The organism is Microbacterium sp. MMO-56 (genome assembly GCF_037146215.1).
In the GTDB taxonomy this organism is placed as follows: domain Bacteria; phylum Actinomycetota; class Actinomycetes; order Actinomycetales; family Microbacteriaceae; genus Microbacterium.
In genome coordinates, this window is sequence record NZ_JBBCVW010000002.1 from 297,383 (window position 1) to 313,291 (window position 15,909).

The following is a 15,909-nucleotide window of genomic DNA, read 5'->3' on the forward strand; positions in this document are numbered from 1 at the left end:
GGCCCCGGCCCCTGCCGCCGCGGCCCGTGCCGCCGCGGGTCCCGCCGGCCCCGGCCCCTGTCACCGCGGCCGGTCACAACTCCGGAGTTCTCGACGCCGACCGGGGGATCAGGGGGCTCCGACGGCTGCCGCGGTCGTTTCTTCCGGAGTCATGGACGCGACGATGGCGCGCACCGCGTCGCGACCCGCGCGGTTGGCGCCCACCGTCGACTGCGAGGGGCCGTAGCCGATCAGGAAGAGCCGCGGCTCATCGAGCGCGCGGCCGTTCGCGACCCGGATCCCGCCGGCGGAGGTGCGCAGCCGGAGCGGGGCGAGATGCCCGATGTCCGCGCGGAACCCGGTCGCCCACAGGATGACGTCGGCCCGCTCGAGGGAACCGTCGGGCATCCGGACGCCGTCCTCCTCGATCGAGGCGAACATCGGATGACGAACCAGGACTCCCCGGGCGCGGGCGGATTCGGACCACGCCGTCCGGTGCTGGCCGGTCACCGAGATGACGCTCCCCGGCGGCTCGCCGCGCCGCACCCGCGCCTCGACGCCGGCGATGGCCGCGATCCGGGCGGCCGTGTCGAACTCTGCCGCATCCCACCGCACCTCGTGCCGGGTCACCCAGAACGTGTCGGCGACGTACGAGATCTCGTCGAGGAGCTGCACCGCCGAGATCCCCGCGCCGACGATCACGACGCGGCGGCCCGTGAACTCGTCGGCGTCGACGTAGTCGTGCACGTGCAGCTGTCGCCCGCGGAAGCGCTCCGCCCCCGCGACGCGCGGCCAGAAGGGTCGGCGCCAGGTCCCCGTCGCGTTGACGACGAAGCGGGCGGCCCAGCTCTCCTCCGCGGTCTCGACGAGGAGTCTGCCCCGTGGGTCGTCGTCGACCCGCCGCACGGCGCGCACGTCCACGGGACGGCGCACCTCGAGGTCGAAGCGGCGCTCGTAGGCGGCGAAGTAGGCCGGCAGCACGTCGCGCGCCGCCTCGGCCGGGTCGGCCGGCGGCACCGCGAACCCCGGAAGCTCGTGGATGCCGTTCACGGTCGCCATCCGGAGCGACTCCCACCGGTGCTGCCACGCGCCCCCGGGCGCGGCGTCCGCGTCGAGCACGATCATGTCGCCCGCGGCGGATCGCGCGGCGTCGCCGGAGCCGAGCGGGACGAACCCGCGGCGACGCAGATGATACGCGGCGGACAGGCCCGCCTGCCCCGCGCCGATCACGGCGACGTCGACGGGTCGGGGCTGCACACCGCGTGCAACCGTGGGCGGCCCCCGGGTGTTCCCTCGCCGGGACCGATGTCGGGCGTACGCCGTAGTCTGTTCTGGTGACCACCGCCCTGTACCGCCGCTACCGGCCCGAGAGTTTCGGGGAGATGATCGGCCAGGCGCAGGTGACCGATCCGCTCATGACGGCGCTGCGCGGCGACCGCGTCGGCCACGCCTACCTCTTCAGCGGTCCCCGGGGCTGCGGCAAGACGACCTCCGCCCGCATCCTCGCACGCTGCCTCAACTGCGCCGAAGGACCGACCGACACGCCCTGCGGCACGTGCGACAGCTGTGTCGAGCTCGGGCGCGGCGGCGGGGGGTCCCTCGACGTCGTGGAGATCGACGCCGCCTCCCACAACGGCGTCGACGATGCGCGCGATCTGCGCGAGCGGGCGATCTTCGCCCCCGCCCGCGACCGGTTCAAGATCTTCATCCTGGACGAGGCGCACATGGTCACGCCGCAGGGGTTCAACGCGCTCCTCAAGCTCGTCGAGGAGCCGCCCGACCACGTCAAGTTCATCTTCGCCACGACGGAGCCCGAGAAGGTCATCGGCACGATCCGCTCGCGCACTCACCACTATCCGTTCCGGCTGGTGGCGCCGGCCGCGATGCTCGCCTACGTCGAGCAGCTGTGCGCCCAGGAGGGCGTGCAGGTCGAGGCCGGCGTCCTGCCGCTCGTCGTGCGGGCGGGGGGCGGGTCTCCCCGAGACACCCTGTCGCTGCTCGACCAGCTGATCGCCGGCTCGGAGGACGGGGGCGTCCGCTACGAGCGTGCCGTCGCTCTGCTCGGCTACACGCACTCCGAACTGCTCGATGAGGTCGTCTCCGCCTTCGGCGCGCACGACGCCGCCGCGGCCTTCGCCGCCGTCGACCGGGTCGTGCAGACGGGGCAGGATCCCCGCCGGTTCGTGGACGACCTCCTCGAGCGGCTGCGCGACCTCATCATCGTCGCCGCGACGGGGGAGGGCGCCTCCGCCGTGCTGCGAGGCATCCCCGTGGACGAACTCGAGCGGATGTCCCGTCAGGCGAGCGCGTTCGGCACCGACCGCCTCTCCCGCATCGCCGATCTGGTCGTGGGCGCGCTCGACGACATGACCGGCGCGACCTCGCCCAAGCTGCAGCTCGAGCTTCTGGTCGCGCGGGTGCTGGCCTTCGCCGCCGCCGGCGCTGCCGCGGCCACTCCCGCTGCCGCAGCTGCCGCGGCCACTCCCGCTGCTGCATCTCCCGCGTCGACGCCCGCAGTCGCGCCGCCTGTTCGCGATGCGACGGCGGTGTCGCCGCCCGCAGCATCACCGGCAATGCAGTCCGTCGCACCCACCCCGACGGCGCCCGCCGCGCCAGCGGCAGCGCAGCCCGTCGCACCCACCTCCGCCGCGCCCGAGCCGGCCGCGTCCCCCGCTGCTGCCCCGGAGTCGGCCGCACCGCAGTCATCCGCTCCCGCTCCGGTGGAGCCGACAGCCCCCACGGCGGCGGAGCCCACCGCCCCCGCCCCTCTCGTCGAGCCCTCCGGCCCGATCACGCTCGCCCGCGTCCGCGAGGCGTGGCCCGAGATCCTCGCCCGCCTCGAGGACGTCAGCCGTACGTCGTGGATGCTCGCGACCTCCGCCACCGCGCTCGCCTACGGCGACGAGGTGCTCACGCTCGGCTTCCCCCACCCGTCGGACGTCGCCGCATTCAAGAAGCTGGCCGCAGGCAAGGGCCCGAGCGAAGACCTGCGCGGCGCGATCGCGGCCGTACTGGGGGTCCGCGTGAAGTACGTCGCTCGCCTCGACACGCCGCCCGGCGGCCACACCGGCCACGGGGATGCCGGTCCCGGTCCGTCCGGCCCCGGTCCGTCCGAGCCCGGCCCGTCCGGTCCCGGACCGTCCTCCGCACCCGCGACCCACCGCCCGTCGAGCGCGGGAGGCCCCGCGGGCGGGGGCGCACCATCCGGACACGGCACCACGCCTGCCCCACCGTCGCGCCCCGCGGGTGCGGCCGCCGCGCCGGTCACCGAATGGGCCGTCGCACCCATCCCGTCCGGCGACGCATCGGCACCCGCCCCGCAGTTCGCGGTCGACGAGGAGCCGGAGGAGGCGGTCGCCGTTCCCGCGCGCACGCTCACCATCCAGCGCGACGGCGACGTCATCCCCGACTCCGACATCCCGCCGGACGAGGACGACGCACCGCCGCCCCCGGACGACGAGGCTCCCGTGCCGCCGCGCGCGCCCGTCGCCGTCGAGCGCCCCGCCGACGCGCGTCCGGACGCGCCGCGCTCCGCGTCCTCCCGCGCGGCGGCCGCACGGACGAACCACATCGAGCGCGTCGGCGAGGCGGTGGTCCGGCAGGTGCTGGGGGCGACGTTCGTCCGCGAGGAGCCGCACATCGCCCCGACGAGGTTCAGCTGACCCATGTACGACGGCATCGTCCAAGACCTCATCGACGAGTTCGGGCGGCTCCCGGGCATCGGCCCGAAGTCCGCCCAGCGCATCGCGTTCCACATCCTGCAGACGCCGACGTTCGACGTCGCCCGGCTCTCGCACCTCCTCGGGGAGCTGCGCGAGCGCGTGCGCTTCTGCGAGATCTGCGGCAACGTCAGCGAGCAGGAGCGGTGCGCGATCTGCCGCGACCCCCGACGCGACGGCACCCTGATCTGCGTTGTCGAGGACGCCAAGGACGTCTCCGCGATCGAGCGCACCCGGGAGTTCCGCGGCCTGTACCACGTGCTCGGGGGCGCGATCAGCCCCATCGCGGGCATCGGCCCCGATGAGCTGCGCATCTCGCAGCTCATGCAGCGGTTGGCCGACGGCACCGTGCAGGAGGTCATCCTCGCCACGAACCCCAACCTCGAGGGGGAGGCGACGGCCACCTACCTCAGCCGTCTGCTCCACACGCTCGAGATCCGCGTCACCCGCCTCGCCTCCGGCCTCCCGGTGGGCGGAGACCTCGAGTACGCCGACGAGGTGACGCTCGGTCGCGCGTTCGAGGGGCGCCGGAGCGTCTGATGGCCGCGGCCGTCTCGGGGCGGGCGTGGGCGCTGTACGCGCTCATGGCGGTCCTGTGGGGCATCCCCTACCTCTTCATCAAGGAAGCGGTGGACTCGATCTCGCCCGCCGCGATCGTCGCCGGCCGGACGCTCCTGGGCGCCGCGATCCTCTTGCCGATCGCGCTGCGCCGCCGCGCGCTGCGGCCCGCGCTGACGGTCTGGCCGTGGGTGCTCGCCTTCGGGGCCATCGAGATGGCGGGGCCGTTCCTGCTCCTCGGTCACGCCGAGCAGACCCTGCCGTCCGGGCTCACGGGCCTGCTCGTGGCCACCGTCCCGCTGTTCGCGGCGGGGATCGCGCTCGTGCGGGGGGATCGGACCGTTCTCTCGCCGGCGCGTGCGACCGGGCTCCTCATCGGCTTCGCGGGCGTCGTCGTCATCGTCGCCGGCCCCGGTCTCGCGGTCGCCGACCCGGGAGCCGCGCTCGTCGCGATCGCGCAGGTGCTCCTCGTCGCCCTGCTGTACGCGACGGCGCCGTTCATCGTCGCGACCAAGCTCGCGCGCGTGCCCGCGCTCGGGACGATCACGCTGTCACTGCTCGCCGTCGGGCTGGCCTACCTCCCCGTCGCGCTGCTGACCCAGCACGAGGTCCCGACGGTGCGCAGCGGCGTATCGCTGCTCGCCCTGGGCGTGCTCTCGACGGCCCTGGCCTTCCTCGGGTTCTTCGCCCTCATCGGCGAGGTCGGCCCCGTGCGGGCGCCGCTGTTCACCTACGTCAACCCGATCGTCGCGATCCTGCTCGGGGTCCTGATCCTCGGCGAGGACCTCTCGGTGGGCCTGCTGGTCGGCTTCCCGCTCGTGATCCTGGGCTGTTGGATGGCCGCGACGGGTGGACGGCTCCGACCGCGTCGGCCGGATGCCGGCGCACTGCCCGCGATGCCCGAGCCGTCTCCTCGGGCGTGAGGCGTCGCCCGTCGACGGCCCCGACGGCGTCCCCGGGCGCGCGCCCCGAGTCGTCCGCGGGGCATCCCTCAGCGGAGCACCTCGACCAGCACGACCCACGACACGAGGAGCGACGCGACGATCGCCACGACCGCCCCCGCCGCGAACAGCGCGTATCCGCCCGGGGCGCCGATCATGAGCAGCACGCCGCCGACCAGATAGGCGACGGGGGCCAGAAGGGCGACGAGGACCTTCGCGGGGCGGGCGCGGTTCGCGGGGTCGTGGTTCTCGTAGACGCGGCGGGCCGCCGAGATCGGGAACGCGAGCGCCCCGAGGGCCGCCACGGCGACGAGAGCGCCGTGCGCTACCGCGTCGATCTGGGGGATGAGCCCCGTCGACGAGACGACCAGGGCGAGCACGAGCCCGCTGATCGCGGCGCCGAGTCGCGACGTGAGAGAGGGGGCCTTCACGATGTAGCCGATGTTGACGCTCGCGGCGACGATCACGAGACCGGCGAGGGCGGCGGTCGCGCCGACCACGGCGACGTTGAAGTCGTGCCAGCTCTCCAGGGCATCCATGTGGGGAGCGTAGCGCGTCGCTTCCCGACGACGCATGACGGGCGCGGCATCCGCCGGTCCCTAAGATGGTGCGGTGGGTCCCGCGGCCCGCACACCCCCTCCACGCCTACACACGCCGGGAGTTCGACACGTGGCGCTGATCGTCCAGAAGTACGGCGGCTCGTCCGTCGCCGATGCCGAGAGCATCAAGCGCGTCGCGAAGCGCATCGTCGATTCGCGCCGCGCCGGTCACGACGTGGTGGTCGCGGTGAGCGCCATGGGCGACACGACCGACGAGCTGCTCGACCTCGCCCACGAGGTCGCCCCCATTGCGAACCCGCGCGAGCTCGACATGCTGCTCAGCTCGGGCGAGCGGATCTCGATGGCGCTGCTGGCGATGGCCATCCACTCCATGGGGTTCGAGGCGCGCTCCTTCACGGGCAGCCAGGCCGGCATGATCACCACCGCCGACCACGGCTCCGCGCGCATCGTGGACGTGACCCCCGTCCGTCTGCGCGAAGCCCTCGATGAGGGGGCGATCGTGATCGTCGCCGGTTTCCAGGGCTTCAACCGCGACACCCGCGACATCACGACCCTCGGCCGCGGCGGGTCGGATACGACCGCGGTCGCCCTGGCCGCGGCCCTCCGCGCCGATGTCTGCGAGATCTACAGCGACGTGGATGGCATCTTCACCGCTGACCCGCGCGTCGTGCCGAAGGCGCGCAAGCTCGACGTCGTCACCTCCGAGGAGATGCTGGAGCTCGCCGCCAACGGCGCCAAGGTCCTCTACATCCGCGCCGTCGAGTACGCGCGCCGCCACGGCGTCATGATCAACGCCCGATCAAGTTTCAGTTCCGGCCAGGGCACGTTCGTCCTCGGTCCCGGGATGACCGCACCCGCCAGCCTCGCTTCCGACAGCGCAGAGGAGTCCGCCATGGAAGAGCCCATCGTCGCCGGAGTCGCCACCGACCTCGGCCAGGCCAAGGTCACCGTCATCGGTGTGCCCGACGTGCCCGGCAAGGCCGCCGAGATCTTCACCGTCGTCGCCAAGAGCGGCGCCAACGTCGACATGATCGTGCAGAACGTGTCCGCGGCGGCCACGGGCCGCACCGACATCTCGTTCACGGTGCCGAAGTCGGACGCCGCGACGGCGCTGCGCGCGCTCGCCGCCGAGCAGCCCGGCATCGGCTTCGAGAGCCTCGTCCACGACGACCAGATCGGCAAGCTCTCGGTCGTGGGCGCCGGCATGCGCACGCATTCGGGCGTCTCCGCGACGCTGTTCGAGGCCCTGTCGACGGCGGGCGTCAACATCGAGATGATCTCGACGTCCGAGATCCGCATCTCGGTGGTCGTGCGCGGCGACGACCTGGCCGAGGCCGCGCGCGTCGTCCACACGGCGTACGGCCTCGACGGCGACGCCGAGGCGGTCGTCCACGCCGGCACCGGCCGCTGAGCCGCATCCACTCTCGCGCGGACATCCGCACTTCTGCGGACATCCGCACTTCTGCGGACATCCTGGCCGGAAGCCTCCGCAGGAGTGCAGATCTCCGCGGATGGACCGCCCGCGACCCCCGATAGAATCGCGGGAACCCCGCACTTACGCAAGGATCCACCATGACCCGTATCTCTGACTCAGGACTGAACGTCGCCGTCGTCGGCGCCACCGGACAGGTGGGGACGGTCATGCGCGAGATCCTCGCGGAGCGCGCCTTCCCGATCCGTGACCTGCGCCTGTTCGCCACGGCCCGCTCGGCCGGCACGGCCGTGGAGTTCGGCGGCCAGACGGTGGTCATCGAGGACGTGGCGACGGCTGATCCGTCGGGCATCGACATCGCCCTCTTCAGCGCCGGTGCGACGGGATCGCGCGCGCACGCGCCGCGCTTCGCCGAGGCGGGTGCCGTGGTCATCGACAACTCCAGCGCCTGGCGCATGGACCCCGACGTGCCGCTCGTCGTCAGCGAGGTCAACCCGCACGCCACGCTGAAGCCGCCCAAGGGTATCATCGCGAACCCGAACTGCACCACGATGGCCGCGATGCCCGTGCTGAAGCCGCTCGATGCGGCCGCGGGTCTCGAGCGCCTCATCGTGAGCACCTACCAGGCCGTCTCCGGCTCGGGGCTCGCCGGCGCGCAGGAGCTCCTCGGCCAGGTGGAGGGCGTCCTCGCGCAGGGGCACACGCTCGACCTCGTCCACGACGGTGGCTCCGTCGACTTCCCGCAGCCGGAGAAGTACGTCGCCCCCATCGCGTTCGACGTGATCCCCTTCGCCGGGAACCTCGTCGACGACGGCGACAACGAGACGGACGAGGAGAAGAAGCTCCGCAACGAGAGTCGCAAGATCCTCGAGCTGCCGGACCTCCGCGTCGCCGGCACGTGCGTGCGGGTCCCCGTCTTCACCGGGCACTCGCTGTCGATCCACGCCGAGTTCCGCGAGGACATCACGCCCGATCAGGCGCGCGAGATCCTGTCGTCCGCGCCGGGTGTCGTCCTCGAGGAGGTCCCGACGCCGCTGCAGGCAGCCGGCAACGACCCGAGCTACGTCGGTCGCATCCGGGCCGACCAGTCCGCTCCCGAGGGCAAGGGCCTGGTGCTGTTCATCAGCAACGACAACCTGCGCAAGGGCGCCGCGCTCAACGCCGTGCAGATCGCGGAAGTGGTCGCCTCGCGTCTGCAGACGGCCGCCGCCGCCCTCTGACCTCCGCCGCCTGCGTGTTGACGCAGGCGCAAGAACAGCGAGAGTTCACGCGCGCGGGATGCCGCGGGGCGCGGGACCGGGGAAAACGCGGCCTAGACTGGGCTATCGTGAGCGAACCCGTCGACGTCGTCCTGATCGGCGGTGGCATCATGAGTGCCACCCTCGGAACCCTGCTGAAGCAGCTGCAGCCGGACTGGAAGATCGTCGTGCTCGAGCGGCTGAGCGAGGTCGCCCAGGAGTCCTCGAACGCCTGGAACAACGCGGGCACCGGCCACGCGGCCCTGTGTGAGCTCAACTACATGCCGGAGGCGGCGAACGGCTCGGTCGACCCGGCGAAGGCGATCTCGATCAACGAGCAGTTCCAGCAGAGCCGACAGCTGTGGGCGAGCTTCGTCGAGCGCGGCATCCTGGACGCTCCGTCGACCTTCATCAACGCGACGCCGCACATGACCTTCGTCCGCGGGGAGAAGGACGTCGCGTACCTCAAGAAGCGCTACGAGGCGCTGCGGACGCAGCCACTGTTCGCGGGGATCGAATACTCCGAGGACTCCCGTGTCATCAACCAGTGGGCGCCGCTGCTCATGCAGCAGCGCCGCCGCACGGACGAGCCGTTCGCGGCGACCCGTGTGCCCGCCGGCACCGACGTCGACTTCGGCGCGCTCACCCGGCAGCTCTTCGCCCACCTCGAGGAGCAGGGGGTCGAGGTGCGCACCAACATCGAGGCGCGCAAGCTCCGGCGGCAGAAGGACGGCACCTGGAAGATCTCCTACCGCCACTCGCTGGGCCGGACTCCGGGATCGATGACCGCGCGCTTCGTGTTCGTGGGCGCCGGTGGCTGGGCGATCAAGCTCCTGCAGTCCTCCGGCATCCCCGAGATCTCCGGCTACGGCGTCTTCCCGATCGGCGGGCAGTGGCTGAAGACCTCGAACCCGGCGATCGTGTCGCAGCACAAGGCGAAGGTCTACTCGCAGGCCTCCGTCGGCGCGCCGCCCATGTCGGTTCCCCACCTCGACACCCGTGTCGTCGACGGCGAGGCGTCGCTGCTGTTCGGGCCGTTCGCCACCTTCAGCCCGAAGTTCCTCAAGCAGGGCCGGGTCACCGACATCGTCGCCCAGGTGCGCCCTGGCAACATCGGGCCGATGCTGAAGGTCGCCGTCGACAACCCCGGCCTCATCAAGTACCTCGTCGGAGAGCTGCTGAAGAACCACAAGCGCAAGGTCGACTCGCTCCGCGACTTCATGCCGGCAGCGAAGGACGAGGACTGGGAGCTGCTGCAGGCGGGTCAGCGCGCGCAGGTCATGAAGAAGGACCCCCAGAAGGGCGGCGTCCTGCAGTTCGGCACCGAGGTCGTGACCTCCGCGGACGGCTCGATCGCGGGACTGCTGGGCGCGTCGCCGGGCGCCTCGACGGCCGCGTCGATCATGCTGGGCCTGCTCAAGACCTGCTTCCCGGATCGCATCGCGGGCTGGGAGCCGGAGCTGACGGACCTCATCCCCAGCTACGGCCAGACCCTCAACGGCCGTCCCGAGGTCGCTGCCGAGTCGCTCGACGAGACGGCCGCGGTGCTCGGCATCAACCGCTGAGTCCACCGGGACCCCCATGGCGAAGCTGTACTTCCGATACGGAGCGATGAACTCCGGCAAGTCGACGGCGCTCCTGCAGGCCGCTTTCAACTACGAGGAGCGCGGACAGCACGTCCTGCTCGCCAAGCCCGAGATCGACACCAAGGGCGCCGACCGCATCTCCAGCAGGCTCGGCGTGGATCGGCCCGTCGACTTCCTCATCGGACCGGACGACGACGTGGCGGCCCTCGTCGCCGCGCACCGGACCTCGCTCGGCGGGGACCTCGCGTGCCTGCTCATCGACGAGGCGCAGTTTCTGACCCCCGCCCAGGTCGACGATCTGCTGCGCCTCGTCGTCGCCGACCGCATCCCGGTGCTCGCCTACGGCATCCGCACCGACTTCCAGACGCGGGCGTTCCCCGGGTCGGCCCGACTGCTCGAGCTCGCGCACAGCCTGGAGGAGCTGAAGACGATCTGCCGGTGCGGACGCAAGGCGCTCTACAACGCGCGCCTGGTGGGCGGACGGTTCGTCTTCGACGGCGACCAGGTCGCGATCGACGAGCTCTCGCACCAGAAGGTCACCTACGAGTCCATGTGCGCCGAGTGCTACCTGCGCGAATCCGGCGGGCGGCTGAGCTGACCGTCACGGGTGTTGGCGCTCGCACGGGCGTGCGTTAACGTGGTCTGACCAACCGGAAGGCGACGATGACCGACACTCCGCCCGCGCGCGCCTGGCGCGTCGTGCTCGACAAGATCGAAGGCGACCTCCTAGAGGGGCGGTTGGGACCCGGGGAACGGCTGCCCCCCGAGCGCGAGCTGGCCTCGACGCTCGGCGTCGGCCGCTCGAGCGTCCGCGAGGCGCTGCGCGTCCTCGAGGTGATGGGCCTCATTCGCACCGGGACCGGGTCGGGACCCACGGCGGGCGCCATCGTGACGGCGACCCCGCACGGGGGTCTGTCGCAGCTGCTGCGGCTGCAGGTGGCGGCGCACGGGTTCCCCATCCCGGACGTGTACGAGACGCGTCTGCTGCTGGAGGAGTGGGCCGTCGCGCACCTGGCCGAGCGGCCCGACGCGGATCTTGCGGACGCGCGCTCCACGCTCGACGCGATGGCCGCCGACGCCCTCTCGATCGACGACTTCCTCGCGCTCGACGCCCAGTTCCACGTGCGGCTCGCGGAGGCGTCGGGGAACGTCGTGGTCTCGGCGACGATGGCGGGCCTGCGCGAGACGATCGAGAGCTACATCCGCGGGGGAGCGGCACGGATCGCCGACTGGGACGCCACAGCGGCCCGCCTGCGCCACGAGCACGCCGAGGTGCTGGCCGCGATCGACGCGGGCGATGCGGAGGCCGCACGCCGAGCCGTGCGGGCGCACATCACCGGGTACTACTCCGACGCGGGCCTTCCGACGCCGGCCTGACCGGCGCTCAGCGCGTGGGGAGCGTCGGGATCAGGTCGTCGAGGAACGCGGCGGTCTCCGGCCATCCCTCGACCGCGTGACAGGCGACGCCCATCGCCAGGACGGGATAGTCGTTGCCGTGCTCGTCGAGCCGGTCGCCGACGAAGAGCATGTCGTCGAGGGGGATCCCCGTCATCTCGGCGAGCCGCGTCATGCCGTACGCCTTGTCGATGCCGCGGTGGGTGATGTCCACCGAGGTCGACCCGCCCGAGCGGACCTCGAGGTCCGGGATGCGCGCGGCCACCGCGTTGCGGAGGGCGTTCTTCTTCTCGCCGGTGGGGTCCCAGGCGACCTTGGCCTCCAGCGGTGCGGACTGCCCGAGCGCGGAGAAGGTGATCTGCGATCCGCGGTCCTCGAGGATCGCGCCCCACGTCTCCGCCTCCCAGAGGCCGAGCCGGCGCGCCTCCTCCTCGACCGCGGCGAGGGCGCGCGACTTCTCGTCGTCGGTCAGCGCGTGGGCGTAGACGGTGCGCACGCCGTCGCCGTCGAGGCGGTAGTACTGGGTGCCGCAGGTCGGCATGAGGTGGAAGTGGTCGAGCACGGATGCGTCGGCGGCGGGGAGGCGGTCGACGACCTGGGACTGGAACTGCTGGAGCTGACCGCCCGAGATGATCGCGACCTCCACGCGCTCGGCGAGGGCGAGCAGGAGTTCGCCGATCCGCGGGTCGATCGCGCTCTTGGACGGAGCGAGGGTGTCATCCAGGTCGAACGCGACGAGGCGGGGAGTGGCGGTCATCGGAGCGTTCCTTGTGGCGGGAGAGGCGGGCGGTACGGCGAGAGGGTCCGCTCGTGGTCTCTCACGAGCGGACCCTCTCCGCTGTCGGGGTGACAGGATTTGAACCTGCGGCCTCGTCGTCCCGAACGACGCGCGCTACCAAGCTGCGCCACACCCCGTGGCAACCCTCCGAGTCTACAGGGTTTGGCCGTTCCTGCCGAATCGAGAGCACGCCGTGTCGATCACGGTCGTGCCTGCAGGGTCAGGACCGAGGCCTCGGGTCTGCATCCGAAGCGCACCGGCGCGTAGATCGAGTGACCGAGGCCCGCGGAGACGTTGAGCGGGACCACCGTGTCGCCGCGCCGCCACGCGCTCAGCCCGCGGGCCTGATCGAGCGGGATGTCGCAGTTGGCGACCAGGGCGGAGCGTGAGAAGGGGACGCGGACCTGTCCGCCGTGGGTGTGGCCGGCCAGGATCGCGTCCGCGCCCAGCTCGACGAAGCGGTCGAGGACGCGCCGGTAGGGAGCATGCGTGACGCCGAGCGTGAGCGCGACCGGCTCTGCGCGCGAGAAGAAGGGGCGGCGGGTCATCCGCGCGATCGCGGCGGGCAGGGCATCCAGGTCGTCCCAGTCCCGATGCGCGTCGCTGACGCCGAACGCGTCCAGACGCAGACCGCCGGCCGTCACGGAGGCGGCGCGATTGTTGAGGTCGGTCCAGCCGAGCTCGTCGGTGAAGTAGGCGTCCATCGCCGGGGTGTCGATCCGCTCGGCGTCCGCGGTGACGGGGGAGGGGCCCGAGAAGTACCGCAGGGGATTGCGTCCGCCGGGGCCGAAGACGTCGTTCGAGCCGTGCACGAACAGGCCCGGGACGCCGCGCAGCGGCGCGAACGCCGCCCGGATGCCGTCGAGACCGTCGGCATGGCCCAGGTTGTCGCCCGTGTTGACGACGAGGTCGGGCTGGACGTCCTCGGCGAGCCGGGCAATCCACGCCTGCTTGCGATGCTGCCAGGGCGCCATGTGCGCGTCGGAGAGGTGGAGCACCGTCACGGACGGTGATCCGGCCGGGAGGACGGCCAGCCGGTGGTGGCGCACGGTGAACAGGAACCGCTCGATGCACGTCCCCCACACCGCGGCGCCGACGGCGGTCGCCCCCACCGCCGCCGCGGCGGTGAGGGCGACCCTGCCTGCGGAGGTCACGGGCGGGCGCCGCAGCTCTTCGCCTGGTACTGCACGCTGATCTGGCTGCCGCGGTCGACGATCGTCCCGGATGCCGGGTCGGTGCCGGTCACGACGCCGTCGGCGGGCGCGCTGTCGGAGACCGTGCACTGCGTGTCGACCTGCCCGAACCCGGCGCTGCGCAGCGTGCTGACGGCGTCGTTGGGCTTGCCGCTGACGGCGGGGACCGAGATTCCCTGTCCGTTGCTCTCGCGAATCGTGACGGTGACGCCGCCCGCGACGCGGCCCGCGCCCGGATCCTGCTGGATGACCGTTCCGCCCGACTCGACACCCGCGACCGGGTCGCCGACGCTGACCGAGAAGCCGGCGTTCTGCAGAGTCTGCGTCGCCTCCGCGACCGACATGCCGATCACCGAGGGCAGATCCGTGAGGATGTTGCGCGTCAGCGCGGAGTCGGGGCTCGGGAAGTCGTCGCCGCCGAACTTGTTGTTCGCGGCCCCCTGCATGGCGGGCCACACCGAGTTGCGGATCCGGGCGAGCTGGTATCCGTTCTCGTAGTACTCGTTCAGGAGCGCGTGGCCCTGGACGTTGCCGACCCAGACGACGGTCGTCGCCTTGGTCGACGAGCCGTCCATCCAGGTGTGCTCGTACTCATGGATACCGGTCTTGCCGAACACCGGGATGCCGTCGCCCACACGGGCGCCCGAACCGGTGCCGGACATGACGCCCTGCAGAGTGTAGGCGGCGGTGGCCGCGACCGCTTCGCTCATCGCCGGCTGGCAGGTGAGCTGGGGAGTGATGTCCGCGCCGTCGTAGTTGAGCGCCTTGTCGATCGCCTTCGGCGGGCACAGCATGCCGCGCGCGGCGATGGCGGCGTACGCCTCCGCCATGTCCAGCGGCGCGACGTTCTTCGATCCGAGGACGTCGTACGGCACGTTGGTGCTGTCCAGCGGCGACCCGTCGCCGAAGGTCACGCCCATCTTGCCGGCGAGCTGGTTCGTCGAGCACACGCTGATCTTCTCCGCCATCGCCATGAACCCGGAGTTCAGCGAGTCGCGGGTGAAGTTGTAGACCGTGCCGTTGTAGCCGCTGTTGGCCTCGAAGTTGCCGATGCCGTCGCCGTTGTTGGACAGGCGCACGTTCTGGACGTCGCCGTCGCACACGAGGACACGCTTCGTGCCGATGCGACCGTTGAGCGTCTCGTTGACCGAGTGACCCTGCTCGAGCCAGTTCAGCAGGCTGAAGACCTTGTATGTCGATCCGGCGGGATGCCCGATGCCGCCGCCGTTGAGCTGGCGGACGTTGTAGTTGACCGAGGTCGTGCCGGGATCCTCGCCCGTGGGGCTGTACGGCCGGTTCTGGACCATCGAGAGGATGCGGCCGGTGCCGGGCTCGACCTGGACGCCGGAGGCACCGAGGTCCATGTAGTCCACCGTGGCGGGCACGACCGAGATGGCCTGCTGCGCGGCCGCCTGCAGGTCGGCGTCGAGGGTCGTGTAGATCTTCATGCCGCCGCGGCGCAGGTTGGCCGCGCGCTGATCGTCGCTGTCGCCGAACGCGGGGTCGGTGAGCAGGACGGAGCGGACGTACTCGCAGAAGAACTCCGCACCGGCGGCCGTCTGGCAGCCCTGCGCACGCATCGTGATGTTCGGCTCGATCGGCGACGCCTTGGCGGTGTCGTACTCCTCCTGGGAGATCTTGCCGTCGTCGAGCATGCGTCCCAGCACGTAGTTGCGCCGCTCCAGCGTCTTCGCATAGCCGTCCGCCGCGCTGTTGACGGGGTTGCCGTCGCGGTCGGTGGTCGACCCCTCCGGCATGTCGATGCGGTAGGTGTTGGGTGCCTGCACCATGCCGGCGATGGTGGCGGCCTGCGCGATGCTGAGGTCGGAGGCGGGAATGCCGAAGTAGTGCTCGGCGGCGGCGCCGACGCCGTAGACCAGGCCGCCGAAGTTGGTGATGTTCAGGTAGCCGAGGAGGATCTCCTCCTTGGAGTTGTGCTTCTCGAGCTGGATCGCGTAGCGCATCTCCTGCAGCTTGCGCTGGTAGCCCTCCGCGCCTTCGTTCACGGTCGTGACCGCGAAGCACGCCTGGACCTCGTCGTCGGACTTCGCCTTGGACTCGCAGTTCTGCTGCAGGACGTTCTTGACGTACTGCTGGGTGATCGAGGAGCCACCGCGGTTGCCGCCGCTGGAGGCGTTGCCGACGAGGGCGCTCAGCGTGCCCACGAGGTCGACGCCGCCGTGGGTGAAGAAGTTCTTGTCCTCGCTGGAGGTGATCGCGTCGAACATGACGGGGTTCACCTGGTCGAAGGTCACCGGGATGCGGTTCTGGTCGTAGAACTCCGCCATCAGCACGTCGTTTCCGGCGCTGTCCTTGCGGAAGATCTCGGTCGGCAGCATGAGCGGGTCGATCTGCAGGAAGCTCGGCATGTTCTCGAACGAGTCGAGCGCACTGGTGGCCGCGTAGCCGGAGACCGCGATCGCGGGGGTCACGGTGGCGGTGACGAGCACGCCCGCGACGGCGCTCAGACCGACCAGTCCGGCGATGCCGCCGAGCACGCCGGTGGCCGTCCTTTTGAGATGAGGCATAG

At 71.5% G+C, this 15,909-nt stretch carries 13 protein-coding genes and 1 tRNA gene; 8 read left to right on the forward strand and 6 right to left on the reverse strand.

All coding sequences use genetic code 11. The features are described 5' to 3' along the window. Window positions 1-108: 108 nt before the first annotated feature. Window positions 109-1,236 carry an NAD(P)-binding domain-containing protein gene (locus WFI00_RS03065; RefSeq protein ID WP_336631090.1) on the reverse strand — a complete coding sequence of 376 codons (1,128 nt, stop codon included), beginning with the start codon at window positions 1,234-1,236 and terminating at the stop codon, window positions 109-111. Between the two features lie 77 nt (window positions 1,237-1,313). On the opposite strand from WFI00_RS03065, the gene WFI00_RS03070 reads away from it, so the two are divergent. Genes WFI00_RS03070 through WFI00_RS03080 form a run of 3 tightly spaced genes read left to right on the forward strand, consistent with a single transcriptional unit; the run spans window position 1,314 to window position 5,179 of the window. After that, on the forward strand, window positions 1,314-3,641 hold the full coding sequence (locus WFI00_RS03070; protein ID WP_336631091.1) for a DNA polymerase III subunit gamma and tau: 2,328 nt from the start codon (window positions 1,314-1,316) through the stop codon (window positions 3,639-3,641). Between the two features lie 3 nt (window positions 3,642-3,644). Continuing rightward, a complete protein-coding gene (gene recR / locus WFI00_RS03075; RefSeq protein WP_336631092.1) occupies window positions 3,645-4,238 on the forward strand; it encodes a recombination mediator RecR in 594 nt (197 codons plus the stop codon). Next, window positions 4,238-5,179, forward strand: coding sequence for a DMT family transporter (locus tag WFI00_RS03080; protein ID WP_336631093.1), 942 nt, complete (start codon window positions 4,238-4,240; stop codon window positions 5,177-5,179). The genes recR and WFI00_RS03080 overlap by 1 nt, the downstream gene beginning before the upstream one ends. 68 nt (window positions 5,180-5,247) lie before the next feature. Here the strand turns inward: WFI00_RS03080 and WFI00_RS03085 are convergent, their stop codons facing one another. After that, window positions 5,248-5,736, reverse strand: coding sequence for a hypothetical protein (locus tag WFI00_RS03085; RefSeq protein ID WP_336631094.1), 489 nt, complete (start codon window positions 5,734-5,736; stop codon window positions 5,248-5,250). A 130-nt stretch (window positions 5,737-5,866) separates the two neighbouring features. Here WFI00_RS03085 and WFI00_RS03090 point away from each other — a divergent pair, with 130 nt between their 5' ends. The 5 genes from WFI00_RS03090 to WFI00_RS03110 all read left to right on the forward strand — a co-directional run bounded on the left by WFI00_RS03090 (window position 5,867) and on the right by WFI00_RS03110 (window position 11,390). Beyond that, window positions 5,867-7,168: an aspartate kinase gene (locus WFI00_RS03090; protein ID WP_336631095.1), complete on the forward strand. Its 1,302-nt coding sequence runs from the start codon at window positions 5,867-5,869 to the stop codon at window positions 7,166-7,168. Window positions 7,169-7,329: 161 nt separating this feature from the next. After that, window positions 7,330-8,409, forward strand: a complete 1,080-nt coding sequence (locus WFI00_RS03095) for an aspartate-semialdehyde dehydrogenase (RefSeq protein WP_336631096.1) — start codon at window positions 7,330-7,332, stop codon at window positions 8,407-8,409. A gap of 107 nt (window positions 8,410-8,516) precedes the next feature. After that, entirely contained in the window at window positions 8,517-9,992 is a 1,476-nt protein-coding gene (locus WFI00_RS03100; RefSeq protein WP_336631097.1) for a malate:quinone oxidoreductase, read from the forward strand. Window positions 9,993-10,008: 16 nt separating this feature from the next. Further along, window positions 10,009-10,611 (forward strand): thymidine kinase, encoded by a 603-nt coding sequence (locus WFI00_RS03105; RefSeq protein WP_336631098.1) that lies wholly within the window; start codon window positions 10,009-10,011, stop codon window positions 10,609-10,611. Between the two features lie 65 nt (window positions 10,612-10,676). Further along, a complete protein-coding gene (locus WFI00_RS03110; RefSeq protein WP_336631099.1) occupies window positions 10,677-11,390 on the forward strand; it encodes a FadR/GntR family transcriptional regulator in 714 nt (237 codons plus the stop codon). A gap of 7 nt (window positions 11,391-11,397) precedes the next feature. Here WFI00_RS03110 and WFI00_RS03115 read toward each other — a convergent pair whose 3' ends face one another. The 4 genes from WFI00_RS03115 to WFI00_RS03130 all read right to left on the reverse strand — a co-directional run bounded on the left by WFI00_RS03115 (window position 11,398) and on the right by WFI00_RS03130 (window position 15,907). Then, on the reverse strand, window positions 11,398-12,165 hold the full coding sequence (locus WFI00_RS03115) for an HAD-IIB family hydrolase (protein ID WP_336631100.1): 768 nt from the start codon (window positions 12,163-12,165) through the stop codon (window positions 11,398-11,400). An 84-nt stretch (window positions 12,166-12,249) separates the two neighbouring features. Beyond that, a tRNA-Pro gene (locus tag WFI00_RS03120) sits at window positions 12,250-12,323 on the reverse strand. A 63-nt stretch (window positions 12,324-12,386) separates the two neighbouring features. Beyond that, window positions 12,387-13,340 carry a metallophosphoesterase gene (locus WFI00_RS03125; RefSeq protein ID WP_336638476.1) on the reverse strand — a complete coding sequence of 318 codons (954 nt, stop codon included), beginning with the start codon at window positions 13,338-13,340 and terminating at the stop codon, window positions 12,387-12,389. Continuing rightward, the gene (locus tag WFI00_RS03130; RefSeq protein ID WP_336631102.1) at window positions 13,337-15,907 is read right to left on the reverse strand and encodes a transglycosylase domain-containing protein; all 2,571 of its coding nucleotides are present in this window, start codon (window positions 15,905-15,907) and stop codon (window positions 13,337-13,339) included. The genes WFI00_RS03125 and WFI00_RS03130 overlap by 4 nt, the downstream gene beginning before the upstream one ends. Between the last annotated feature and the right edge of the window lie 2 nt (window positions 15,908-15,909).